We start from the raw sequence: 22870 nt of genomic DNA, 5'->3' as shown, positions 1-22870 counted from the left end.
GCCGCCGGAACGAGAACAACATAGTTTGTACCGGTTCGTACCCCTTAAAGGCCTTGGCCCGGCTGATGCTCCCGATAGGAGCAGGCCAATGAGTGGACCGCTATTTCACTTTGAAATGCGGCGTGCTGGAAGGAAAGTGATATGAGCAAAGTCAGCGGCAGCAACGGCGGCGACTCTAAGAACACCCTGTACTGCTCCTTCTGCGGAAAGAGCCAGCACGAAGTCCGGAAGCTGATTGCCGGACCGACAGTTTTCATCTGCGATGAATGCGTCGAGTTGTGCATGGACATCATCCGCGAGGAAAACAAATCCTCGATGGTCAAGTCCCGTGACGGCGTTCCCACGCCCCAGGACATCATCAAGGTCCTCGACGAATACGTCATCGGTCAGCGCCAGGCGAAGAAAATCCTGTCGGTTGCCGTTCACAACCATTACAAGCGCCTGGCGCATGCGACGAAGAACGGCGAGATCGAGCTGGCGAAGTCGAACATCATGCTCGTCGGCCCGACCGGCTGCGGCAAGACCTATCTCGCCCAGACGCTCGCTCGCATCATCGACGTTCCCTTCACGATGGCTGACGCTACGACGCTGACCGAAGCCGGTTATGTCGGTGAAGACGTAGAAAACATCATTCTGAAGCTGCTGCAGGCTGCCGACTACAACGTCGAGCGCGCCCAGCGCGGCATCGTCTACATCGACGAAGTCGACAAGATCTCCCGCAAGTCCGACAACCCGTCGATCACCCGCGACGTGTCGGGTGAGGGCGTTCAGCAGGCGCTTCTGAAGATCATGGAAGGCACGGTTGCTTCCGTTCCTCCGCAGGGTGGTCGCAAGCATCCACAGCAGGAATTCCTGCAGGTGGATACGACGAACATCCTGTTCATTTGCGGTGGCGCATTTGCCGGCCTCGACAAGATCATCTCCGCCCGTGGCGAAAAGACCTCGATCGGCTTCGGCGCGACCGTGAAGGCCCAGGACGACCGCCGCGTCGGCGAAGTGCTGCGCGAACTCGAGCCGGAAGATTTGGTCAAGTTCGGCCTCATCCCCGAGTTCATCGGTCGTCTGCCGGTTCTGGCAACGCTCGAAGACCTCGATGAGGATGCGCTGATTCAGATTCTATCCGAGCCGAAGAACGCGCTGATCAAGCAGTATCAGCGCCTGTTCGAGATGGAAGATGTCGAACTGACCTTCCACGAGGATGCCCTTCGCGAAATCGCCAAGAAGGCGATCACCCGCAAGACTGGCGCCCGCGGCCTTCGCTCGATCATGGAAAAGATCCTGCTCGACACGATGTTCGAATTGCCGGCGCTGGAAGGCGTACGCGAGGTCGTCATCTCCGAGGAAGTGGCGCGCGGCTCCGCTCGCCCGCTCTATATCTATGCCGATCGTCAGGACGAAAAAGCCAACGCTTCCGCGTGACGCCTTATAGATATCTTTACGATAAGAACCGTGAATTGGGGGGGGCTTGCCGTTGGCAGGCCCCTTTCTATTTCAAAACCAGTGCACGACCCTGATAAATCTTGCTAAAGAGGTCGGAAACCGCCTCTGTTGCCGTTGCGGATTCCCCCGCCCTTGGCAATTATGGAATGATTCCGTTGGTGTGTTTCGGGCTTGTGTTTTAGCCGCTTCGGAAGTGGTTGCCGCCGATTTGGCACGGCGCTCCAAAGTGAAGGTGTTCCGTTGTCGCATAGCTGTCATGTCCAGGGGGACACCGGCCATGGTGCAGCTTGAAAAGCATAGTCAGAACCTCCACTTGTTGTTTCAAGTGGAGTGCGGCCGGTTCTAATGGCCGCGCCAGAAGAGCCCGGAAACGGGACGATGGAAAGGAAATAAAATGACGAAGAAAACGTCAGTTGCGAGCATCGCATATCCGGTTTTGCCCCTGCGCGACATCGTCGTCTTCCCGCACATGATCGTGCCGCTATTTGTCGGCCGCGAGAAGTCGATCCGTGCGCTTGAAGAAGTGATGGGCTCGGACAAGCAAATCATGCTCGTTACGCAGATCAATGCGAGCGATGACGATCCGGAACCGTCTGCTATCCACAATGTCGGTACGGTCGCCAACGTGCTGCAGCTGCTGAAGCTGCCCGACGGCACCGTCAAGGTGCTGGTCGAAGGCCGTGCCCGAGCCGAGATCGATTCCTATACGGACCGCGAGGATTTCTACGAAGCCCTCGGTCACGTCCTCGAAGAGCCTGATGACGATCCGGTTGAGCTCGAAGCCCTGAGCCGCTCGGTCGTGTCGGAATTCGAGAGCTACGTAAAGCTCAACAAGAAGATCTCGCCGGAGGTTGTCGGCGCCGCAAGCCAGATCGACGATTACTCGAAGCTGGCCGATACGGTCGCCTCGCACCTGTCGATCAAGATCACCGAGAAGCAGGAGATGCTGGAAACCACCAGCGTCAAGGTACGCCTCGAAAAGGCGCTCGGTTTCATGGAAGGCGAGATTTCGGTCCTTCAGGTCGAGAAGCGCATCCGCTCGCGCGTCAAGCGCCAGATGGAGAAGACCCAGCGCGAGTACTACCTGAACGAACAGATGAAGGCGATCCAGAAGGAGCTCGGCGACGGCGAGGAAGGCCGCGACGAGATGGCCGAACTGGAAGAGCGCATCTCCAAGACCAAGCTGTCGAAGGAAGCCAAGGAAAAGGCCGATGCCGAGCTGAAGAAGCTGCGGCAGATGAGCCCGATGTCGGCCGAGGCGACGGTTGTCCGAAACTACCTCGATTGGCTGCTCGGCATTCCGTGGAGCAAGAAGTCGAAGATCAAGACGGATCTCAACAACGCCGAGAAGATCCTCGAAGCCGATCACTTCGGTCTCGACAAGGTCAAGGAGCGCATCGTCGAGTATCTGGCTGTCCAGGCCCGTGCGACCAAGATCAAGGGTCCGATCCTGTGCCTCGTCGGCCCTCCGGGTGTCGGCAAGACCTCTCTCGCCCAGTCGATCGCCAAGGCGACCGGCCGTGAGTATGTCCGCATGGCTCTCGGCGGCGTTCGTGACGAGGCTGAAATCCGCGGTCACCGCCGCACCTACATCGGCTCGATGCCCGGCAAGGTCATCCAGTCGATGAAGAAGGCGAAGAAGTCCAACCCGCTCTTCCTGCTCGATGAAATCGACAAGATGGGCCAGGACTTCCGCGGTGATCCGTCGTCGGCTCTGCTCGAAGTGCTGGATCCGGCACAGAACTCGACCTTCATGGACCACTACCTTGAGGTCGAATACGATCTGTCGGACGTGATGTTCATCACTACGGCGAATACGCTGAACATTCCGGCACCTTTGATGGACCGCATGGAAGTCATCCGTATCGCCGGCTACACCGAGGACGAAAAGCGCGAAATCGCCAAGCGGCACCTGCTGCCGAAGGCAATCAAGGAACATGCGCTGCAGCCGAATGAATTCTCGGTTTCGGACGATGCCCTGATGGCGATCAGCCAGCAGTACACACGCGAAGCCGGTGTCCGTTCGTTCGAGCGCGAACTGATGAAACTCGCCCGCAAGGCGGTCACCGAGATCATCAAGGGTAAGACGAAATCGGTCGCGGTTACTGCCGAGAACATTTCGGACTATCTGGGCGTTCCGCGCTTCCGTCACGGCGAAGCCGAGGGTGAGGATCAGGTCGGTGTCGTCACCGGTCTGGCCTGGACCGAGGTTGGTGGTGAACTGCTGACGATCGAAGGCGTCATGATGCCGGGCAAGGGTCGCATGACCGTGACCGGCAACCTGAAGGACGTCATGAAGGAATCGATTTCGGCTGCGGCGTCCTACGTCCGCAGCAGAGCTGTCGATTTCGGCATCGAGCCGCCGCGCTTCGACAAGTCGGACATTCACGTCCACGTGCCGGAAGGTGCGACACCGAAGGACGGCCCATCGGCCGGCGTCGGCATGGCAACCGCGATCGTCTCGATCATGACCGGCATCCCTGTTCGTAAGGACGTGGCGATGACGGGCGAGATCACGCTTCGCGGTCGCGTCCTGCCGATCGGTGGATTGAAGGAAAAGCTGCTCGCCGCACTGCGCGGCGGCATCAAGACTGTTCTGATCCCGGAAGAAAACGCCAAGGACTTGGCGGAGATCCCGGACAACGTGAAGAACAATATAGAGATCATCCCTGTGTCCCGGATGGGCGAGGTGATCAAGCATGCTCTGGTCCGCAGACCGGAGCCGATCGAGTGGGATGGAACGGTGGAAACACCTGTCATCGCCACGGTCGAGGGGCTCGACGAAACGGGCGCAACCATAGCTCATTGAGCCATGTTTGCCACATTCGTGCCCAATTGCTTAAAAACCCTGAAAAGGCTGGCGTTTTCGCCAGCCTTTTTTTGTGAAAACCATGTGTAGGCGCTTGCATTTCGTTGATTTGCAGGGTCTTTGGGGTGCGGCGGGCCTGATGCACCTTATTCCGTGCCCGGCTATAGATTTGAGTCGTTTCGAACCATTTAGAAAGGGGTGGAAACATGAACAAGAATGAACTCGTGTCCGCAGTTGCCGAAAAGGCAGGACTCTCGAAGACCGATGCTGCTTCCGCAGTTGACGCAGTTTTCGAAGTTGTCCAGGCTGAGCTCAAGGGCAAGGGCGACGTTCGCCTCGCTGGTTTCGGTAGCTTCACCGTTTCCCATCGCGCTGCTACCAAGGGTCGCAATCCGTCCACCGGTGCTGAAGTCGATATCCCGGCTCGCAACGTGCCGAAATTCACGCCCGGCAAGGGCCTGAAGGAAGCCGTCAACGGCTGATACGAATTTGCATGGCAGCCGGGTAACGAGACCGGCGCCGCGCGTTTCGAGGGTTCGGTGAAAGCCGAACCCTTTTTTCATGGCGCAGACTTGTCGGCTTCGACGGTTTGCCATACGAAATGGCTGTTCTCAGGGCGGGGTGAAAGTCCCCACCGGCGGTAAGAGCTTTGGCTCGAGCCCGCGAGCGCCTGCCGGCTTGCCGGGAGGGTCAGCAGATCCGGTGCAATTCCGGAGCCGACGGTTAAAGTCCGGATGAAAGAGAATGAGCAAGGCAGGTGAGGGTGCAAGCCCTGACCGTGGCGTCGTGCTCATGCGTCCTGATTTGTGTTCACTTCGGATGAAAGACATGAATCAGACTTCTCCCGTATTTTCTTCTTCCCGCGCGCTCGCGGGCGCCGCCTGGATGATCGCCGCAGGCATCGCCTTCTCGATCCTCAATATCGTCACGCAGTGGCTGACGATGAAGCTCGGCTTTCCCTCGGCGGCGACCGCCTTCTGGCAATATGCCTTCGCGTTGGCCTTCTCTCTTCCTTTTCTTTTCCGCGTCGGCCTGCGCGCGATGCGAACAAGTTACCCCTGGCGCCACGTCGTTCGAGTGGCGTTTGCCGCCGCCGGCGTGCTGACCTGGGTCGCGGGACTGGCATCGGTGCCGATCTGGCAGGCCATCGCACTGGTGATGACCTCGCCGTTCTTCATCATCATGGGCGCCCGCATCTTTCTCGGCGAGCATGTGGGCGTTTCACGCTGGGCCGCCACCGGTGTCGGCTTTGTCGGCGCGATGATCATCCTGCAGCCGTGGTCGGATAGCTTTACCTGGGCCGCCCTTCTGCCGATTCTGTCGGCGCTTCTGTGGGGCGCTTCGTCGCTGATCACCAAGAGCCTAACAGGGGTCGAGCGGCCGGAGACTATCACTGTCTGGCTGCTTGCGCTGCTGACGCCGTTCAATGGGGCCGTGGCGCTCGCCGCCGGCTTCAGCGTCCCGTCCGGCCAGATTCTCTTCCTGCTCGTCGCCGCCGGTCTGCTGACCGTAATTGCCCAGTATTTCCTGACGCTCGCCTATACGACTGCGGATGCTGCCTACGTTCAGCCCTTCGACGACCTGAAGCTGCCCCTCAATGTTTTCGCCGGCTGGCTGGTCTTCGGTTATGCGCCGACGGGGTATCTCTGGTTGGGCGCGTTCCTGATCCTTGGAGCATCGCTTTTCATCATGCGGAAGGAAATGAAGAAGGAGCGGCGGACCGCCTAGCGCATCAGAATATGACACCGGTGTCATTCCGGTGTCATGCCCGTCCCGCAAAACCCCCTTGTTTGAATTCATGGGGGATTTCATGACAACACTATCGCGCAAGACAGTGCTCGTTGCGGCGCTCCTGACGACGGCCGCGTTTCCGGCCGCCGCGGAGCCCGTTTTCAACCGTATCGCAACCTTTGCGGTGGCATCCAACCTGCCCGAGGGAAAGGACAAGCTTTCGGCCACCTCGGCTGAAATCATCACGGCCACCGACGATGGCATGACGCTGATCTACAGCGACAGCCCGCTCGGTGCGATCGGGTTCATCGACATTTCCGATACCAGGGCGCCGAAGTCCGGGGGCGCGGTGATGATGGACGGCGAGCCGACATCCGTGACATCAGCCGCCGGCAAGGCGCTGGTTGCCGTCAACACGTCGGAGAGCAAGGCGAAGCCGTCCGGCCGCCTCGCGATCGTCGACGTCGCCACCCGGAAGATCGAGAGCACCTGCGACCTCGGGGGACAGCCGGACTCGATTGCTCTCAACAAGGACAAGACGCTGGGTGCGATCGCGATCGAAAACGAGCGCGACGAAGACGTCAACGACGGCAAGCTCCCGCAAATGCCGGCAGGCGACCTGGTGGTGTTCCAGGTCAAGAACGGCGCGGTCGATTGCGGTTCGATCAAGCACGTGACGCTGACCGGCCTTGCAGGCATTGCGCCTGAGGATCCGGAACCGGAGTTCGTCTCCTTCAACGATCAGAACGAGATCGCCCTGACCCTGCAGGAAAACAACGAAATCGTCATCATCGACGCGACGACCGCTGCGGTGAAGGCGCACTTCTCAGCAGGCAGCGTCGATCTTGCCGGTATCGACACCAAGCGCGATGGCGCACTGAAGTTCACCGGCGAACTCAAGGGTGTTCCACGCGAGCCCGACGCGGTGAAGTGGCTCGACAACGACCGTCTGGTTGTCGCCAATGAGGGTGACTATCAGGGCGGCTCGCGCGGCTTCACGATCTTCGACAAGACCGGCAAGGTACTCTACGAATCCGGTGCCACTTTCGAACGTACCGTTGCCAATACGGGCCATTATCCGGACAAGCGATCTGGCGCCAAGGGCGTCGAACCCGAGGGGCTGGAAGTGGCAACGATCGGTGGTCAGCGATACATATTCCTGCTTGCCGAGCGCGCCTCCGTCGTGGGGGTCTACAAGGATACCGGTGCCGAGGATACCGGTGCCGAGCCTCAGCTCCTCCAGATCCTTCCATCAGGCGTCTCGCCCGAGGGCGCTGTCGCTGTGCCGTCCCGCAATCTTCTCGCCACCGCCAACGAAGTCGATCTCGGCAAGGATGGCGGCCCGCGGTCTCACGTGATGCTTTACGAGCTTGGCGAAGGCGAAATGGCTTATCCGCAGATCGTTGCCGCCGAGAAGGACGGCAATCCGGTCGGCTTTGCCGCACTGTCGGGCCTCGCCGCGGTTCCGGAAAAGCCGGGTCAACTGTTCGCGGTCAGCGACAGTGTTCTCGGCATGCAGCCGACGATCTACACGATCGATGCCTCCAAGAAGCCGGCCGTGATTACTGAAACGCTGACCGTGAAGCGCGATGGCCAGCCGGCGCAGAAGCTTGATATTGAAGGTATCGCCGTCGATACAAAGGGTTGGTTCTGGCTCGCCTCGGAAGGCAACAGCGAGAAACTTGTCCCGCACGCGCTGTACCACGTAAACCCGAAGGGCGAGATCAAGGAGGAAATCGCTCTTCCGAAGGAACTGATCGCCAACGAAATCCGCTACGGCTTCGAAGGTGTGACGATCGTCGGCTCGGGCGACGATGCGACGCTTTGGATGGCGGTTCAGCGCGAGTGGAAGGATGACGAGAAGGGTTTCGTCAAGCTTGTCTCGTACAACCCGAAGAGCAAGGAATGGGGCGCCGTCCGCTATCCCCTTGATAAGTCCGAATCCGGCTGGGTTGGTCTTTCCGAGATTTCCGCTCACGGCGACAGCGTCTACATCATCGAGCGCGACAATCTCGTTGGTGACGCAGCCAAGCTGAAGAAGCTCTACAAGGTCGCGATATCCGATCTGAAGCCCGCCAAGCTCGGCGGCGAGCTGCCGGTCGTGAAGAAGACCGAAGCCCACGACTTCCTTCCGGAACTGAAGGCCGCCACCAACGGGTATGTTCTCGACAAGCTGGAAGGCTTCGCCTTCGATGCCTCGGGCAAGCCTTACGCGGTCACCGACAATGACGGCGTGGATGATTCCTCGGGCGAAACCCTGTTCTTCCCGGTCGACCTCGTCGGCACGAACTGAGATCGGCTGAGCCGTGAAAAAGAATGGCCGGGTCCAAGCCCGGCCATTCTTGTTATTTCTCTCTCTTACCAGCGCTGGTGGACATAAGGGGCAACCAGCCGCTCGTAGATCTCCCGCGTCGCCTCCATCACATCGTGCGAGAGCGGCGCAAGGCTTGCTGCCGCCGCGTTGGCGCGCGCCTGCTCGGCGTTGCGCGCGCCGGGGATGACGACGGTGACGGCATCGCTCATCAGGATCCAGCGCAGTGCGAAGGCCGCCATCGTTGCGCCCGCTGGAACGAGCTTGCGTACTTCCTCGACTGCCTGCAGGCCGACCTCGAACGGCACGCCCGCGAATGTCTCGCCGACGTCGAAGGCTTCGCCATGGCGATTGAAATTGCGATGGTCGTCGCTCGCAAATGTCGTCTCGCGGGTGATTTTGCCTGAGAGCAGGCCGCTTGCCAGCGGCACGCGAGCGATCACGGCGATGTTCTTCCGGCGCGCTTCCTGGAAAAACAGGTGATCTGGCCGCTGACGGAAGATGTTGTAGATGATCTGGATGCTGACGACACCCGGATATTCGATAGCCTTCAGCGCTTCCTCGACCTTCTCGACGCTGACCCCGTAGCCCATGATCTTGCCGGCCTTCTGCAATTCGTTCAGGCCTTCGAACACTTCGGGGCGATAGAGAACCTCGGTCGGCGGGCAGTGCAATTGCACGAGGTCGAGGCTATCGGCACGCAGGTTATTCAGGCTGCGGTCGATGAAACCCTCGAGATTGGCCTTCGTGTAGCCGTCGGCCACATGAGGATCGAGCCGGCGACCGGCCTTGGTCGCGACCATCGGCCTCTCGCCGCTGCGGCTAGCCAAAACATCCGCGATGATCTTTTCAGAGCGACCGTCACCGTAGACGTCGGCCGTGTCGATAAAGGTGATGCCGGCATCGAGTGCCGCGTTCAAGGCGTCGCGGCCATCGGCTTCGCTGACGTCGCCCCAAGCGCCGCCGATCTGCCAGGCGCCAAAGCCGATATTGGTGACGGTATGGGGCAGGTGGCCGAAAGAATGCTGTTTCATGGAAATCCTCCGTGTAACGAATGCCTCGGCACTAGCAGTGGCTCAGGCAACGAGCAAGCACCCGCAACGGAGATAGAGCGCAGCCCCTTTAAATCGCCGTCTCCGTGATCGTATTTTGGGGCAGAAGATGCGGGGTGGCGCACTGCGCGGCCGATCTCAGCCGACCGCTTGGATGAAAGCGGTGTTTGGCCTACGATCGAGAGACATGTTCGCGATAGTCGAAAGGGAATCGAATGGAAATCAAACCCTGCGGATCACACCCCTCGATGAAGGCGCCAGCGGAATATTTCACCGGCTCGGTTCGCCAGGATCCATTGATGGAGGCGCCGGCTCCGGCTCGGGTGAGGGCGGTCAGCGTCACCTTCGAGCCGGGCGCCAGAACTGCCTGGCATACCCATCCGCTCGGCCAGACCCTGATCGTCACCTCGGGCAAGGGCCTGGCGCAAACCGCCGGCGGGCCGATTCGCGAAATCCGTGCCGGTGATACCGTCTGGTTTGCACCTGACGAGAAGCACTGGCACGGCGCCGCACCCGACACCGCCATGACCCATATTGCAATCCACGAGGCACTCGACGGAAAAGCCGCCGATTGGATGGAGCAGGTCAGTGACGACGAATATGCGGGAAAGACCTGAAGCCGCTCAGAGCCGCTTCAGGCAATAGGAAAAGTGGGCGTGTGATTCGACGGTCAGAAACTCGAACTGCCAGCCATAGTCCTTGCAGAACTTGGCGACGGCTTCGACGACGCCGTAGACGATGGGCTTCACCGTATTGCCCGTGCAGAAGTCGTGCCCGGCGATTCGGCCGGTGCGCTTGACCTTTTTCTCGCAGATCAGCAGCTCCTGCCAGGTCAGCTCGAACGAATGATCCGTGTCGATATAGGCCCAATCGAGGAATCCGTCTTCGAACTCGGAGAGCTTTTCCAGCGAGGTGCCCTGCATCAGGTGCAGCTGCCCACGCTCGATCTCGCTCTTGAATTGCGTGTGGACGCGATCGAGGCCGGAGCTGTAGCGATCCATGCTCCAGGGATCGATGAGGTAGAGCTGCGAAGGGCGGTTCTTTTCCAGGATCTCCGCGGTGTATTCGCCGAAGGCTGCGCCGACTTCGACGCCGATACCGCCGTTCGGAATGCGATAGAGCAGTTCGCCGCGGTCCGGCAGAAGCCTAGCATTCTCCATATGGTGAGCGGCGAGTGTCGTGCGCGGCATGGCTGCACGCTGCGCCTGCCGTTCTTCGCGTGTTTTCATGTTCTAATCTCTGCTGTTTCGATCGGGGCTCGAAGCGACGAGCCCTTCCGACCATATAGCGAGGCGGTCACGCGCTTGGCTACCCTCGAGACGTTCAAGATATCGCGCGTGAGCGCGCAGATAGCTGTAACGAACGCGATTCCATTGCCGGAAACAGCAGACATAGCCTGTCAGGGTGGTTCAAAACATTCAAATTTCGGAAGGGAAAAGAATGGTGGGCGATGAGAGACTCGAACTCCCGACATCCTCGGTGTAAACGAGGCGCTCTACCAACTGAGCTAATCGCCCGCTCGCTGTGCGGATAATGTCCGCCGCGTCGGTAGCTGTGATCTATGCGGATCGCGGAAAAACCGCAAGAGTGTTTGTGAAGATTTTTTGATTTTTTTCGTGGAGCCGCGTGCGACGCCTTTTGTCCTGGCTTTTCGTGTTGTGGAAAACACTTGCATGGGCGAGGGGAGGCCGCGTCGTATAATGGTGTTCCATTCGTCTCTATAAGGACGTTGTTATTAATGCTCTGATTTTGCCTGTGGATTCCGCTTTTCCAAAAACAATTCGCGCACTGTCATCGTTTTGTCTCCGAAGCTGCTTGACACTGAAATGCGAACCCCTTAGTTAGCCGCTCATCGAAGCGGCAACGCTGCTTTGACCAGGACGCGAAAGCTTCTGGATCGCTTGAAATGAATGCGGGTGTAGCTCAGTCGGTTAGAGTGCCGGCCTGTCACGCCGGAGGTCGCGGGTTCGAGCCCCGTCACTCGCGCCATTTCAAGATAAGTACTTCAAGGTGCTTGATCCGGTTTTCTGTCCATAGTGCGCGGGTGTAGCTCAGTCGGTTAGAGTGCCGGCCTGTCACGCCGGAGGTCGCGGGTTCGAGCCCCGTCACTCGCGCCATTTCTTCTTCTCCTCCGTTTGCCGCCTTAAATTTCTGGATGCGCGCTCGCGTTCTTTCTGATCCGCTTCGGCGTCATCTTTTGCCGCGAGCCATGCATTATCCGATGGGCTGGCATGCAGTCGGAATCAACTTGTGTGGATTTGTCGCGACATCATTGCATCTGCTTGATAATGTCGCGGCTCGACAGTCGAATTGGTGCTCTAAAAGTCTTGCGCCGTGGCGCTGGCTGCGCTAACCACGGCTCTGTTGCAACGCACGTTCGCTTGCCGGGCAATTGCCCACCTGCGCCTCCCGGCGCTGCCCGCAAGCAGGGAAGAACCTGATGACTGGACTGCTCAGTTCCTATATTCCGATCGCTATTTTCATTGGTATCGCCCTTGTAATCGGCCTGTCGCTGCTCATCGCGCCGTTCGCCGTTGCCTACAAGGCGCCTGATTCGGAAAAGCTTTCGGCCTTCGAGTGCGGCTTCAACGCATTCGACGACGCCCGTATGAAGTTCGATATCCGCTTCTACCTGGTGTCGATCCTCTTCATCATCTTCGACCTCGAGGTCGCCTTCCTGTTCCCGTGGGCCGTTTCTTTCGGCGCGATCGGTTGGTTCGGCTTCTGGTCCATGATGGTCTTCCTCGGCGTGCTGACCATCGGCTTTATCTATGAATGGAAAAAGGGAGCCCTGGAATGGGAGTAGCCCCAAGCGACAAGGCGCTCGTCGCGCCGCACCCGAAAGGCATCATTGATCCCGCAACGGGCAAGCCTATCGGCAGCGACAATGCATTTTTCGGCGAAATCAACGACGAGCTGGCCGACAAGGGCTTTCTCGTCACGTCGACGCGCGATCTGATTACCTGGGCCCGCACGGGCTCGCTGATGTGGATGCAGTTCGGTCTCGCCTGCTGCGCCGTCGAAGGCCTGATGCAGGTCTCCGGTCCTCGTTACGACATGGAGCGCTTCGGTGTTGCTCCGCGCGCTTCGCCGCGCCAGTCCGACGTCATGATCGTTGCCGGCACGCTGACCAACAAGATGGCGCCCGCGCTTCGCAAGGTCTACGACCAGATGCCTGAGCCGCGTTACGTCATTTCGATGGGCTCCTGCGCCAACGGCGGCGGCTACTATCACTATTCCTATTCGGTCGTGCGTGGTTGCGACCGTGTCGTTCCTGTCGATATCTACGTGCCGGGCTGTCCCCCCACGGCAGAAGCGCTGCTCTACGGGGTGCTGCTTCTGCAGAAGAAGATCCGTCGAACCGGAACGATCGAGCGCTAAGGGCGGAGGACTGTCATGAGTGAAGCCTTGAGCGAACTGTCCTCGTATCTCCGTGAGATGCGTGGCGACCTCTTTCTTGATGCATCCATCAGCTATGACGAGCTGAACGTAACCGCGACGCCGGAAACGATTCTGGCGCTGCTGACGTTCCTGCGCGACGACGCACGTTGCGGCTTTATCAGCATGATCGATATCTGCGGCGTCGACTGGCCGCAGCGCGAACGGCGTTTCGATGTCGTCTATCACCTGATGTCTCCGACGCAGAACCTGCGCATCCGCGTGAAGGTTGCCGTCGCCGATGGTGAGTCGGTTCCATCAGCTACGTCGGTCTACAAGGGCGCCGAGTGGTTCGAACGCGAAGCTTGGGACATGTACGGCATTCCGTTCTCCGGTCATGCCGACCTTCGCCGTATCCTCACGGACTACGGCTTTGAAGGTCACCCGCTACGCAAGGACTTCCCGACGACAGGTTACGTCGAGGTGCGTTACGACGACGCTGCCAAGCGCGTCGTCTACGAACCCGTCGAACTGAAGCAGGAATTCCGCAATTTCGACTTCACGTCTCCGTGGGAAGGCACCGACTACGTGCTGCCGGGCGACGAGAAGGCGGCGAAGTGAAGATGAGGCTCGGATTTCTTGAAGCCTCTCTGTTCGCCGTCTCATGCCAATTGCCAGCGCGGAGCGCGTCGCTATGACTGAACATAACGTTCGCAACTTTACGATCAACTTCGGACCGGAGCATCCGTCCGCGCACGGTGTTCTGCGTCTCGTGCTCGAGCTCGATGGTGAAATCATCGAGCGCGTCGATCCGCATATCGGCCTCCTGCACCGCGGCACCGAGAAGCTGATCGAAACCAAGACCTATCTTCAGGCCGTTCCTTATTTCGATCGTCTCGACTACGTCGCGCCGATGAACCAGGAGCACGCTTTCGCGCTCGCCGTCGAGAAGATGCTGAAGCTCGAAATTCCGATTCGCGGTCAGCTGATTCGAGTTCTGTACTCCGAAATTGGCCGAATCTTGTCGCACATCATGAACGTGACGACGCAGGCCATGGACGTCGGCGCGATGACGCCGCCGGTCTGGGGCTTCGAAGAACGCGAAAAGCTGATGGTGTTCTACGAGCGCGCCTGTGGTGCGCGTATGCACTCCGCCTATTTCCGTCCGGGCGGCGTCCACCAGGACATCCCGCCGGAGCTGGTCGAGGATATCGGCAAGTGGTGCGACCCATTCCTCAAGATCCTCGACGATATCGAAGGCCTTCTGACCGACAACCGTATCTTCAAGCAGCGTAACGTCGATATCGGCGTTGTTTCACTGGAGGATGCGTGGTCCTGGGGCTTCTCGGGCGTCATGGTTCGCGGTTCGGGCGCTGCCTGGGATCTGCGCCGTTCGCAGCCCTACGAGTGCTACAACGACATGGAATTCGACATCGCCATCGGCAAGAATGGCGACTGCTACGATCGCTACCTGATCCGCATGATCGAAATGCGCCAGTCGGTTCGCATCATGAAGCAGTGCGTCGAGCGCCTGATGGGCAGTGCCAAGACCGGCCCGGTCTCGTCGATCGACGGCAAGGTCGTGCCGCCGAAGCGCGGCGAGATGAAGCGTTCGATGGAAGCGCTGATCCACCACTTCAAGCTCTACACCGAAGGCTATCACGTTCCAGCCGGCGAAGTTTATGCAGCCGTCGAAGCGCCGAAGGGCGAGTTCGGCGTCTACGTCGTCGCCGACGGCAGCAACAAGCCCTACCGTTGCAAGATCCGCGCCCCGGGCTATGCCCATCTGCAGGCGATGGACTTCCTCTGCAAGGGCCACATGCTTGCCGACGTGACCGCAGTGCTCGGTTCGCTCGATATCGTGTTCGGTGAGGTAGACCGCTGATGAAGCTTTTGCCGCTCGCCGCTCTCGTTCTTTTCGCTTCTTCCGGAGCCTTTGCTCAGGACGTCGGTGGAATGGGCCCTAAATTGGGCCAGGACGAGGTGCAGCCGCCGGCATCGAAGGCATCCTTGGGCGAGCTTTTGTCCAAGGGCTATGAAATCAAGGCCGCCGTTCCGAACGGCGGCAAGTTCGTTGTGTTTTTGCAAAAAGACCAGTCGGCCTACGCATGCGAGATGAAGTCTCTGACGGCATCGCAGTGCGGGACCATAAACTGACAAGGCGTGAGGAAGAATGTCCGTTCGTCGATTAGCCGAAGATCAATTCCAGCCAGCCGCGTTCGCCTTCAATGACGAGAACGCAGCCTGGGCGGATAAGACGATCCAGAAATATCCCGCAGGCCGTCAGCAATCCGCTGTCATCCCGCTGTTGATGCGGGCGCAGGAACAGGATGGTTGGGTCACCCGAGCCGCGATCGAGAAGATCGCCGATATGCTCGACATGGCCTATATCCGTGTTCTCGAAGTTGCGACCTTCTACACGCAGTTCCAGCTTGGCCCGGTCGGCACGCGCGCTCACATCCAGGTGTGCGGCACGACGCCTTGCATGCTGCGTGGCTCGGAAAGCCTGATGGCGGTCTGCAAGAGCAAGATCCATCATCATCCTTTCGAGCGGAACGCTGGAGGCACGCTGTCGTGGGAAGAAGTCGAATGTCTCGGGGCCTGCGTCAACGCGCCCATGGTCATGATCGGCAAGGATACCTTCGAAGATCTGACGCCGGCGCGTCTCGAAGAGATCATCGACACGTTCGAAGCCGGCAACGGCGCCAGCATCAAGGTTGGCCCGCAGATCGATCGTCACTTCTCTTCGCCTGAAGGCGGCCCGACGTCCCTGACGGACGAGGAGCCGAAGAAGAAGGCATCCGCCAAGAAGGTTGTAGCCGAAGCCGCAACTGCAAAGGTCGATGCTGCTCCGGTTCCCCCGTCTGAAGCGGCGCGTCCGAAGAGCACCGACGCTGAAACCAACGCAGCCCTGAAAACGCCTGTCACGGCGCCGAAGGCTGCCGCGAAGAATGCCAAGGCGGTGGAAGAACAGCCGGCGGGGGCGACAGCCGCGCTGGTTGAAAATGTCGCCAAGCCTTCGCTGAGCGACAAGAACCGTCCTGCTGGCATCGAGAAGCCCGAGACATCAGACGATCTGAAGCTGATCTCCGGCGTCGGTCCGAAGATCGAGGGCACGCTCCACGAACTCGGCATCTTCACCTTCGCGCAGGTCGCGGGTTGGAAGAAGGCCGAGCGCGAATGGGTCGACGGCTACCTGAATTTCAAGGGTCGCATCGAGCGCGACGACTGGATCAAGCAGGCCAAGGCGCTCGCCAAGGGCGGCGAAGCGGAATATATCAAGGTCTTCGGTAAGAAGCCGCGGTAAGAGGTGAAGCATGTTACAAGATAAAGACCGCATCTTTACCAATATCTACGGCCTCAAGGACAAGTCCCTGAAGGGCGCGATGAGCCGCGGCCACTGGGACGGCACCAAGCAGATCCTCGAAAAGGGTCGCGACTGGATCATCAACGAGATGAAGGCCTCCGGTCTGCGCGGCCGTGGCGGCGCAGGCTTCCCGACCGGTCTCAAGTGGTCCTTCATGCCGAAGGAATCCGACGGCCGCCCGCACTATCTAGTCGTCAATGCCGACGAGTCGGAGCCGGGCACCTGCAAGGACCGCGACATCATGCGCCACGATCCGCATACGCTGATCGAAGGCTGCGTGATCGCAAGCTTCGCCATGGGTGCGAATGCTGCCTACATCTACGTGCGTGGTGAGTACATCCGCGAGCGCGAAGCCCTCCAGGCCGCGATCGACGAGTGCTACGACTACGGCCTGCTCGGCAAGAGCAACAAGCTCGGCTATCCGATCGACATCTACGTCCACCACGGCGCCGGCGCTTACATCTGCGGCGAAGAGACCGCGCTGCTCGAAAGCCTTGAAGGCAAGAAGGGCCAGCCACGCCTGAAGCCGCCGTTCCCGGCGAACATGGGTCTCTACGGCTGCCCGACGACCGTCAACAACGTCGAGTCGATCGCCGTTGCTCCGACCATCCTGCGTCGTGGCGCCGGTTGGTTCTCGGCGATTGGCCGTCCGAACAACGTCGGCACCAAGCTGTTCATGCTCTCCGGTCACGTCAACAAGCCGTGCACCGTTGAAGAAGAGATGGGCATCACGTTCCGTGAGCTCGTTGATCGTCACGCCGGCGGCATTCGCGGCGGCTGGGACAACCTGCTGGCGGTCATTCCGGGCGGTGCGTCGTGCCCGATCGTTCCGGCCAAGGACATCATTGACTGCCCGATGGATTTCGACGGCCTTCGCGCTGTCGGCTCGTCCTTCGGTACGGCCGCCGCGATCGTCATGGACAAGTCCACCGACGTCATCAAGGCGATCGCCCGTATCTCGGCCTTCTTCAAGCATGAGAGCTGCGGACAGTGCACGCCGTGCCGTGAAGGCACCGGCTGGATGTGGCGCGTCATGGAGCGTATGGCCAAGGGCAACGCCCAGAAGCGCGAAATCGACATGCTGTTCCAGGTCACCAAGCAGATTGAAGGCCACACCATCTGTGCGCTCGGCGATGCTGCCGCATGGCCGGTGCAGGGTCTGATCCGTAATTTCCGTCCGGAGATCGAAGCACGCATCGACCAGTATACGGCGAGCGCGCTGGATCACGGCGCGGTTCTCGAGGCTGCAGAGTAAGCACGATGACGAAGGCATCCGACGGCACAGACAAGGAAGGGGCGGCTGATTTCTCGGCCGACTTCGGCCGTCTTGCCGCCGAGATGCTGGAAAGCGCCCGTGCGCTGCCGATGCCGCCTGTAATGGTAAACCCGGCCGCCGCGATGGCTGCGGCCACGGCGATCGGCTTTGGTTTTTCGACGCAGATGGCGGGCGCGTTTCTCGGTGCCTTGCAGGGTGCGCTCGACGCAACCAGTAAGCTCGCGGCGGTTCTCGATGAAACGCCGCCCGACGAAAGCAAGCCCGAAGTCGAGGTTCGCCCGGAGAATCTTCGGTCGGCACCCGCAGACCAAGCCGCTGCCAAGGCGAAGCTATCGGTTGTTCCGGTTCAGCAACCAGTCGTAAAGCCGGACGTGGTTACAAAGACCGCATCGCGCGCCCGCAAGGCTGACGATCTGAAGCAAATTTCCGGCGTCGGCCCGAAGATCGAGCAGGTGTTGAATGCCAAGGGCATTCGCAGCTTCTCCGTTATCGCCGGCTGGTCCGAAGAGGACGCGGTCCGCATCGACGCCGAACTCGGCTTTGATGGTCGCATTGCTCGTGACGGCTGGATAGCGCAGGCAAAGGCGCTCGCTGCCAAGGGCCGCAAACGGAAGTAGTTTTTTCGGCCGGAAGGCCGGAGCATGGTCAAGGCAGAACGGTGGAGGGCAGGGGCTCGAAACCGCAGAGGCCGAAAGCTGATCCCGGATCTCGGGGTGAGCGGAGAATTTGAGCGACACCGATGCCAACGGGACAGAATCCGGCCTGGCAGCGAAATTGTTGCAGAATAGGTTTGTTTGCCGCCATCCGGCAAACGGAAAACAGGACTGAGTGACGATGGCAAAACTGAAGATTGACGGCAACGAGATCGAAGTTCCGGATCATTACACCCTCATTCAGGCGTGTGAGGAAGCTGGTGCTGAAGTTCCGCGCTTCTGCTTCCATGAGCGCCTTTCGGTTGCCGGCAACTGCCGCATGTGCCTTGTTGAGGTGAAGGGCGGCCCGCCGAAGCCGCAGGCATCTTGCGCCATGGGCGTGCGCGATATCCGCGGCGGCCCGAACGGCGAACTGCCTGAGGTCTTCACCAACACGCCGATGGTCAAGAAGGCTCGCGAAGGCGTGATGGAATTCCTGCTGATCAACCATCCGCTGGATTGCCCGATCTGCGACCAGGGCGGCGAGTGCGACCTGCAGGACCAGGCGATGGCGTTTGGTATCGACAGCTCGCGCTATCAGGAAGACAAGCGCGCCGTCGAGGACAAGTATATCGGACCGCTCGTCAAGACGGTCATGAACCGCTGCATTCACTGCACGCGTTGCGTTCGCTTCACGACCGAAGTGGCCGGCATTTCCGAACTCGGCCTGATCGGCCGCGGCGAAGATGCCGAAATCACCACCTATCTCGAGCAGGCGATGACCTCCGAGCTGCAGGGCAACGTTGTTGACCTTTGCCCGGTCGGCGCGCTCACCTCGAAGCCTTTCGCCTTCACGGCTCGTCCGTGGGAACTGAACAAGACCGAATCGATCGACGTCATGGACGCCCTCGGTTCCGCGATCCGCGTCGACACGCGTGGCCGCGAAGTCATGCGCGTTCTGCCGCGCGTCAACGACCAGATCAACGAAGAGTGGATTTCCGACAAGAGCCGCTTCATCTGGGATGGCCTGAAGACGCAGCGTCTCGACCGCCCGTACGTCCGCAAGGACGGCCGTCTGCAGGCTGCGACCTGGGGCGAAGCCTTTGGCGCCATCAAGGCTGCTGTTTCGGCAACGAGCGGCGACAAGGTCGGCGCGATCGCCGGTGACCTTGCATCCGTCGAGGAAATGTATGCTCTGTCGGAGCTGGTGAAGTCGCTTGGTTCCGAGAACCTCGACTGTCGCCAGGATGGGGCGGCACTTGATCCGTCGCTCGGTCGTGCAAGCTACCTCTTCAACCCGACCATCGAAGGCATCGAACAGGCGGATGCTCTGCTGATTATCGGCGCCAACCCGCGCTTTGAAGCTGCCATCCTCAATGCTCGCATCCGCAAGCGTTGGCGCCGTGGCAACTTCCCGATCGGTGTGATCGGTGAAGCCGGCGAACTGCGCTATGACTACGAATATCTCGGCGCTGGCCCTGATACGCTGAAGGATCTCGTCGACGGCAACCACGCCTTCGCCAAGGTGCTGACCGATGCCAAGAAGCCGATGATCCTTATCGGCCAGGGCGCGCTGTCGCGCGCTGATGGTGCCGGCGTTCTCGCAAGCGCTGCAAAGCTTGCAGGCACAGTCGGTGCGGTTGTCGAGGGCTGGAACGGCTTTGCCGTCCTGCACATGGCGGCATCGCGCGTCGGCGGCCTCGACCTCGGCTTCGTGCCGGGCGCAAAGGGCGTCAATGCTGCGGAAATGCTGGCGGCGATGGATGTACTCTTCCTTCTCGGCGCCGACGAACTCGATTTCGCTGCCAAGAAGGCAAAGCTGACGGTCTACATCGGATCGCATGGTGACAACGGCGCCCATTATGCCGACGTCATTCTGCCGGCCGCTGCCTACACCGAAAAGTCCGGCACCTGGGTCAACACTGAAGGCCGCGTTCAGATGGGCAACCGCGCAGGCTTCGCGCCTGGCGACGCCCGTGAGGACTGGGCGATCATCCGTGCCCTTTCCGACGTGCTAGGCAAGAAGCTTCCGTTTGATTCGCTTGGCGAATTGCGCGCGAAGCTCTATGCGGCATTCCCGCATTTCGCGGCACTTGATGAGATCGCCGAAAGCGACAGCGCCAAAATTGCCGCAGTTGCGAAAAAAGCCGGCAAGATGAACAAATCCGGGTTTGCGTCGCCGGTCAAAGACTTCTATTTGACGAACCCGATCGCGCGCGCTTCGGCCGTAATGGCGGAGTGCTCGGCATTGGCCCGCAACAACTTTAAAGTCGCGGCAGAGTAAGGGCAGGGGACTATGGAATCGTTTGTTTCAACTTATGTCTTGCCTGGCCTCCTTATGGTCGGTCAGTCACTTCTCGTCCTCGTTTGCCTTCTCGTCTTCATCGCCTACATCCTGCTGGCCGACCGTAAGATTTGGGCAGCGGTGCAGTTGCGTCGTGGTCCGAATGTGGTGGGCCCGTGGGGTCTTTTCCAGTCCTTCGCCGACCTTTTGAAGTTCGTCTTCAAGGAGCCGATCATTCCGGCCGGCGCCGACAAGGCGGTTTTCCTTCTGGCGCCGCTGGTTACCGTGCTTCTGGCGCTGTCGACCTGGGCCGTCGTGCCGTTCGCCGATGGCTGGGTGATCTCGAACATCAACGTCGGCATCCTCTACATTTTCGCGATCTCGTCGCTCGAAGTGTACGGCGTCATCATGGGTGGCTGGGCTTCGAACTCGAAGTACCCGTTCCTCGGCGCACTCCGCTCGGCCGCGCAGATGGTGTCCTACGAAGTCTCGATCGGCTTCGTTATCGTCACCGTTCTGCTCTGCGTAGGCTCGCTGAACCTGACGGATATCGTTCACGCTCAGCAGAGCGGGATCGGAACGCGCCTCGGCCTGCCGGCGTCCTTCCTGGATTGGCATTGGCTCGCGCTGTTCCCGATGTTCATCATCTTCTTCATTTCGGCGCTGGCTGAAACGAACCGCCCGCCCTTCGACCTTCCGGAAGCTGAATCCGAACTCGTCGCAGGCTTCATGGTCGAGTACGGGTCCGCGCTCTACATGATGTTCATGCTAGGCGAATATGCGGCCATCGTTCTGATGTGCTCGCTGACGACGATCCTCTTCCTCGGAGGCTGGCTGCCGCCGGTCGATGTATGGTTCCTGAATTGGGTTCCGGGCATCATCTGGTTCATGCTGAAGTCGTGCCTGGTGTTCTTCATGTTCGCGATGGTCAAGGCATTCGTCCCCCGCTATCGCTACGACCAGCTCATGCGCCTCGGCTGGAAGGTCTTCCTTCCGCTGTCGCTCGGCATGGTCGTTATCGTTGCATTCGTGCTGAAGCTGATGGGTTCGTGATGATGCTTCAGATTGCAGCTGTGATCGCAGGTGGCCTAGTGGGTTTAGGTCTTGCGACAGCTGCCAACAAATTTGCTTTGCCGAGGGTTCTTCGGCAACAGCGCGAAAAAATGGGTGATGATTGGAAAATGCCGCTGACCGGATGGAACTTGGAGGTGCTCGAGAAGCACACTCGGTTTATATACCGGTTCTGGATGCCAGTCGTTTTCACGGTAGTTCTTGCGGCCGCTGGTTACATCGTAACCAGCCAGGCGAATGGAGTTAAATAATGGCAGGCTTGTCCAACGCTGTCAGCTCGTTGTTCCTGCGGGAATTCATCAGCGCGTTCTGGCTGACATTCCGTTACATTTTCAAGCAGAAGGCAACGGTCAACTATCCGTTCGAAAAGGGGCCGGTCAGCCCGCGCTTCCGTGGTGAACACGCACTGCGTCGTTATCCCAACGGCGAAGAGCGCTGCATCGCCTGCAAGCTGTGCGAGGCGATCTGTCCTGCCCAGGCGATCACCATCGAAGCCGGCCCGCGCCGCAACGATGGTACCCGTCGCACGGTCCGTTATGATATCGACATGGTAAAGTGCATCTACTGCGGCTTCTGCCAGGAAGCATGCCCGGTCGATGCGATCGTCGAAGGCCCGAATTTCGAATTTGCGACCGAAACACGCGAAGAGCTCTACTTCGACAAGCAGAGGCTTCTGGATAACGGCGACCGGTGGGAGCGCGAAATTGCGCGCAACATCGCGCTGGATGCGCCGTACCGTTGATCGAAATTGAAATGCCGGAACGCCGCGCCTGACGCGGCTTCCGGTCAACATGCACCGGAGTTTTGCCGGATAATTCCGCGCGAAGCTTCATCGGGCAGGGAAACTCCCGGCTGCCCGGGGGAAGATGAAAAAGGCACCAACATGGGTCTGCAGGCTCTATTTTTCTATCTTTTCGCCTTTATCGCGATAGCGTCGGCGTTCATGGTTATCTGGTCGAAGAATCCGGTTCATTCGGTTCTCTTCCTGATCCTGGTTTTCTTCAATGCCGCGGGCCTGTTCCTGCTGCTTGGCGCTGAATTCCTCGCGATGATCCTGCTGGTCGTTTATGTCGGGGCTGTGGCCGTTCTCTTCCTCTTCGTGGTCATGATGCTCGACATCGACTTCACGGAGCTGCGAGCCGGCGTTCTCGAATATGCGCCGATCGGCGCGCTGATCGGGGTGATCCTCGCAGCAGAGCTGATCGTTGTGGTCGGCGGCAGCGTGATTTCGCCTGAGATCGCGAAGTCCGTGGCGATGCCGATCCCGGCTCTGACCGAGCGCACCAACACTGCGGCACTCGGCGATGTCCTCTATACGAATTATGTCTACTTCTTCGAAGTTGCCGGCCTTGTGCTTCTGGTCGCGATGATCGGGGCGATCGTCCTGACGCTCAAGCATCGCACGACGGTCAAGCGGCAGAACATTGCCAACCAGGTTGCCCGCAATCCGAAGACCGCCGTCGAGGTGGTCACGGTGAAGCCGGGGCAGGGTCTCTGAGGCAGGCGCGAGCTTAAGGAA

Annotated in this window: 21 protein-coding genes, 3 tRNA genes and 1 riboswitch; of the genes, 21 read left to right on the top strand and 3 right to left on the bottom strand. The window is 59.7% G+C overall.

The window, feature by feature from the left end:
* Positions 1 to 141: 141 nt before the first annotated feature.
* The 5 genes from clpX to ASE04_RS18780 all read left to right on the top strand — a co-directional run bounded on the left by clpX (position 142) and on the right by ASE04_RS18780 (position 8273).
* Complete coding sequence (gene clpX / locus ASE04_RS18800) at positions 142 to 1419, top strand: ATP-dependent Clp protease ATP-binding subunit ClpX (RefSeq protein ID WP_056820252.1); 1278 nt, start codon at positions 142 to 144, stop codon at positions 1417 to 1419.
* 415 nt (positions 1420 to 1834) lie between these two features.
* Positions 1835 to 4249, top strand: a complete 2415-nt coding sequence (lon, locus tag ASE04_RS18795) for an endopeptidase La (protein ID WP_056820248.1) — start codon at positions 1835 to 1837, stop codon at positions 4247 to 4249.
* A gap of 206 nt (positions 4250 to 4455) precedes the next feature.
* Entirely contained in the window at positions 4456 to 4731 is a 276-nt protein-coding gene (gene hupB / locus ASE04_RS18790) for a DNA-binding protein HupB (protein ID WP_018900220.1), read from the top strand.
* A 121-nt stretch (positions 4732 to 4852) separates the two neighbouring features.
* Positions 4853 to 4999: riboswitch (FMN riboswitch) on the top strand.
* A 78-nt stretch (positions 5000 to 5077) separates the two neighbouring features.
* Positions 5078 to 5977: a DMT family transporter gene (locus ASE04_RS18785; RefSeq protein WP_056820244.1), complete on the top strand. Its 900-nt coding sequence runs from the start codon at positions 5078 to 5080 to the stop codon at positions 5975 to 5977.
* An 82-nt stretch (positions 5978 to 6059) separates the two neighbouring features.
* Positions 6060 to 8273 (top strand): esterase-like activity of phytase family protein, encoded by a 2214-nt coding sequence (locus ASE04_RS18780; protein WP_056820469.1) that lies wholly within the window; start codon positions 6060 to 6062, stop codon positions 8271 to 8273.
* A 65-nt stretch (positions 8274 to 8338) separates the two neighbouring features.
* Here the strand turns inward: ASE04_RS18780 and ASE04_RS18775 are convergent, their stop codons facing one another.
* Positions 8339 to 9325, bottom strand: coding sequence for an aldo/keto reductase (locus ASE04_RS18775; RefSeq protein ID WP_056820240.1), 987 nt, complete (start codon positions 9323 to 9325; stop codon positions 8339 to 8341).
* Positions 9326 to 9558: 233 nt separating this feature from the next.
* Here ASE04_RS18775 and ASE04_RS18770 point away from each other — a divergent pair, with 233 nt between their 5' ends.
* Positions 9559 to 9960, top strand: coding sequence for a (R)-mandelonitrile lyase (locus ASE04_RS18770; RefSeq protein WP_056820237.1), 402 nt, complete (start codon positions 9559 to 9561; stop codon positions 9958 to 9960).
* Between the two features lie 6 nt (positions 9961 to 9966).
* Here ASE04_RS18770 and ASE04_RS18765 read toward each other — a convergent pair whose 3' ends face one another.
* Both ASE04_RS18765 and ASE04_RS18760 read right to left on the bottom strand, forming a co-directional pair.
* Positions 9967 to 10572 (bottom strand): class I SAM-dependent methyltransferase, encoded by a 606-nt coding sequence (locus tag ASE04_RS18765; protein ID WP_056820233.1) that lies wholly within the window; start codon positions 10570 to 10572, stop codon positions 9967 to 9969.
* A gap of 212 nt (positions 10573 to 10784) precedes the next feature.
* Positions 10785 to 10860: transfer RNA gene (locus ASE04_RS18760), tRNA-Val, on the bottom strand.
* 395 nt (positions 10861 to 11255) lie between these two features.
* Between ASE04_RS18760 and ASE04_RS18755 the strand changes: the two genes are divergently transcribed.
* The 15 genes from ASE04_RS18755 (at position 11256) to ASE04_RS18685 (ending at position 22849) form a co-directional block, all read left to right on the top strand.
* Positions 11256 to 11332, top strand: a tRNA-Asp gene (locus ASE04_RS18755).
* A 51-nt stretch (positions 11333 to 11383) separates the two neighbouring features.
* Positions 11384 to 11460: transfer RNA gene (locus tag ASE04_RS18750), tRNA-Asp, on the top strand.
* 323 nt (positions 11461 to 11783) lie between these two features.
* Positions 11784 to 12149 (top strand): NADH-quinone oxidoreductase subunit A, encoded by a 366-nt coding sequence (locus tag ASE04_RS18745; RefSeq protein ID WP_056820230.1) that lies wholly within the window; start codon positions 11784 to 11786, stop codon positions 12147 to 12149.
* Positions 12140 to 12724, top strand: a complete 585-nt coding sequence (locus ASE04_RS18740; protein ID WP_056820227.1) for a NuoB/complex I 20 kDa subunit family protein — start codon at positions 12140 to 12142, stop codon at positions 12722 to 12724. The genes ASE04_RS18745 and ASE04_RS18740 overlap by 10 nt, the downstream gene beginning before the upstream one ends.
* A 15-nt stretch (positions 12725 to 12739) precedes the next feature.
* Positions 12740 to 13342 carry an NADH-quinone oxidoreductase subunit C gene (locus ASE04_RS18735; RefSeq protein ID WP_056820224.1) on the top strand — a complete coding sequence of 201 codons (603 nt, stop codon included), beginning with the start codon at positions 12740 to 12742 and terminating at the stop codon, positions 13340 to 13342.
* A 73-nt stretch (positions 13343 to 13415) separates the two neighbouring features.
* On the top strand, positions 13416 to 14606 hold the full coding sequence (locus ASE04_RS18730; RefSeq protein ID WP_056820220.1) for an NADH-quinone oxidoreductase subunit D: 1191 nt from the start codon (positions 13416 to 13418) through the stop codon (positions 14604 to 14606).
* Complete coding sequence (locus tag ASE04_RS18725) at positions 14606 to 14878, top strand: hypothetical protein (RefSeq protein WP_056820217.1); 273 nt, start codon at positions 14606 to 14608, stop codon at positions 14876 to 14878. The genes ASE04_RS18730 and ASE04_RS18725 overlap by 1 nt, the downstream gene beginning before the upstream one ends.
* Before the next feature lie 16 nt (positions 14879 to 14894).
* Complete coding sequence (locus ASE04_RS18720) at positions 14895 to 16028, top strand: NADH-quinone oxidoreductase subunit E (protein ID WP_056820215.1); 1134 nt, start codon at positions 14895 to 14897, stop codon at positions 16026 to 16028.
* Between the two features lie 10 nt (positions 16029 to 16038).
* Positions 16039 to 17343 (top strand): NADH-quinone oxidoreductase subunit NuoF, encoded by a 1305-nt coding sequence (gene nuoF / locus ASE04_RS18715; protein WP_056820211.1) that lies wholly within the window; start codon positions 16039 to 16041, stop codon positions 17341 to 17343.
* A 5-nt stretch (positions 17344 to 17348) separates the two neighbouring features.
* Positions 17349 to 17981, top strand: coding sequence for a hypothetical protein (locus tag ASE04_RS18710; protein ID WP_056820210.1), 633 nt, complete (start codon positions 17349 to 17351; stop codon positions 17979 to 17981).
* A 217-nt stretch (positions 17982 to 18198) separates the two neighbouring features.
* On the top strand, positions 18199 to 20280 hold the full coding sequence (gene nuoG / locus ASE04_RS18705) for an NADH-quinone oxidoreductase subunit NuoG (protein WP_056820207.1): 2082 nt from the start codon (positions 18199 to 18201) through the stop codon (positions 20278 to 20280).
* Between the two features lie 12 nt (positions 20281 to 20292).
* Positions 20293 to 21333: an NADH-quinone oxidoreductase subunit NuoH gene (gene nuoH, locus ASE04_RS18700; RefSeq protein ID WP_056820205.1), complete on the top strand. Its 1041-nt coding sequence runs from the start codon at positions 20293 to 20295 to the stop codon at positions 21331 to 21333.
* Positions 21333 to 21602: a hypothetical protein gene (locus tag ASE04_RS18695; protein ID WP_056820202.1), complete on the top strand. Its 270-nt coding sequence runs from the start codon at positions 21333 to 21335 to the stop codon at positions 21600 to 21602. The genes nuoH and ASE04_RS18695 overlap by 1 nt, the downstream gene beginning before the upstream one ends.
* On the top strand, positions 21602 to 22093 hold the full coding sequence (gene nuoI / locus ASE04_RS18690; protein WP_056820199.1) for an NADH-quinone oxidoreductase subunit NuoI: 492 nt from the start codon (positions 21602 to 21604) through the stop codon (positions 22091 to 22093). The genes ASE04_RS18695 and nuoI overlap by 1 nt, the downstream gene beginning before the upstream one ends.
* 141 nt (positions 22094 to 22234) lie before the next feature.
* Entirely contained in the window at positions 22235 to 22849 is a 615-nt protein-coding gene (locus tag ASE04_RS18685) for an NADH-quinone oxidoreductase subunit J (protein ID WP_056820197.1), read from the top strand.
* Positions 22850 to 22870: the final 21 nt, after the last annotated feature.

This window comes from Rhizobium sp. Root708, assembly GCF_001429725.1.
GTDB lineage: Bacteria > Pseudomonadota > Alphaproteobacteria > Rhizobiales > Rhizobiaceae > Rhizobium.
Note: the sequence above shows the minus strand (reverse complement) of the source record. Positions and strands in the feature narration are given on the sequence as shown.

Coding starts and splice junctions, on each gene's coding strand:
- ASE04_RS18740 (WP_056820227.1), top strand. CDS start 12,140: ATGGGAGTAGCCCCAAGCGACAAGGCGCTCGTCGCGCCGCACCCGAAA.
- ASE04_RS18725 (WP_056820217.1), top strand. CDS start 14,606: ATGAAGCTTTTGCCGCTCGCCGCTCTCGTTCTTTTCGCTTCTTCCGGA.
- ASE04_RS18720 (WP_056820215.1), top strand. CDS start 14,895: ATGTCCGTTCGTCGATTAGCCGAAGATCAATTCCAGCCAGCCGCGTTC.
- ASE04_RS18745 (WP_056820230.1), top strand. CDS start 11,784: ATGACTGGACTGCTCAGTTCCTATATTCCGATCGCTATTTTCATTGGT.
- ASE04_RS18735 (WP_056820224.1), top strand. CDS start 12,740: ATGAGTGAAGCCTTGAGCGAACTGTCCTCGTATCTCCGTGAGATGCGT.
- ASE04_RS18710 (WP_056820210.1), top strand. CDS start 17,349: ATGACGAAGGCATCCGACGGCACAGACAAGGAAGGGGCGGCTGATTTC.
- ASE04_RS18765 (WP_056820233.1), bottom strand. CDS start 10,572: ATGAAAACACGCGAAGAACGGCAGGCGCAGCGTGCAGCCATGCCGCGC.
- lon (WP_056820248.1), top strand. CDS start 1,835: ATGACGAAGAAAACGTCAGTTGCGAGCATCGCATATCCGGTTTTGCCC.
- ASE04_RS18695 (WP_056820202.1), top strand. CDS start 21,333: ATGATGCTTCAGATTGCAGCTGTGATCGCAGGTGGCCTAGTGGGTTTA.
- clpX (WP_056820252.1), top strand. CDS start 142: ATGAGCAAAGTCAGCGGCAGCAACGGCGGCGACTCTAAGAACACCCTG.
- ASE04_RS18780 (WP_056820469.1), top strand. CDS start 6,060: ATGACAACACTATCGCGCAAGACAGTGCTCGTTGCGGCGCTCCTGACG.
- ASE04_RS18730 (WP_056820220.1), top strand. CDS start 13,416: ATGACTGAACATAACGTTCGCAACTTTACGATCAACTTCGGACCGGAG.
- ASE04_RS18685 (WP_056820197.1), top strand. CDS start 22,235: ATGGGTCTGCAGGCTCTATTTTTCTATCTTTTCGCCTTTATCGCGATA.
- nuoF (WP_056820211.1), top strand. CDS start 16,039: ATGTTACAAGATAAAGACCGCATCTTTACCAATATCTACGGCCTCAAG.
- nuoG (WP_056820207.1), top strand. CDS start 18,199: ATGGCAAAACTGAAGATTGACGGCAACGAGATCGAAGTTCCGGATCAT.
- nuoH (WP_056820205.1), top strand. CDS start 20,293: ATGGAATCGTTTGTTTCAACTTATGTCTTGCCTGGCCTCCTTATGGTC.
- ASE04_RS18775 (WP_056820240.1), bottom strand. CDS start 9,325: ATGAAACAGCATTCTTTCGGCCACCTGCCCCATACCGTCACCAATATC.
- ASE04_RS18770 (WP_056820237.1), top strand. CDS start 9,559: ATGGAAATCAAACCCTGCGGATCACACCCCTCGATGAAGGCGCCAGCG.
- hupB (WP_018900220.1), top strand. CDS start 4,456: ATGAACAAGAATGAACTCGTGTCCGCAGTTGCCGAAAAGGCAGGACTC.
- ASE04_RS18785 (WP_056820244.1), top strand. CDS start 5,078: ATGAATCAGACTTCTCCCGTATTTTCTTCTTCCCGCGCGCTCGCGGGC.
- nuoI (WP_056820199.1), top strand. CDS start 21,602: ATGGCAGGCTTGTCCAACGCTGTCAGCTCGTTGTTCCTGCGGGAATTC.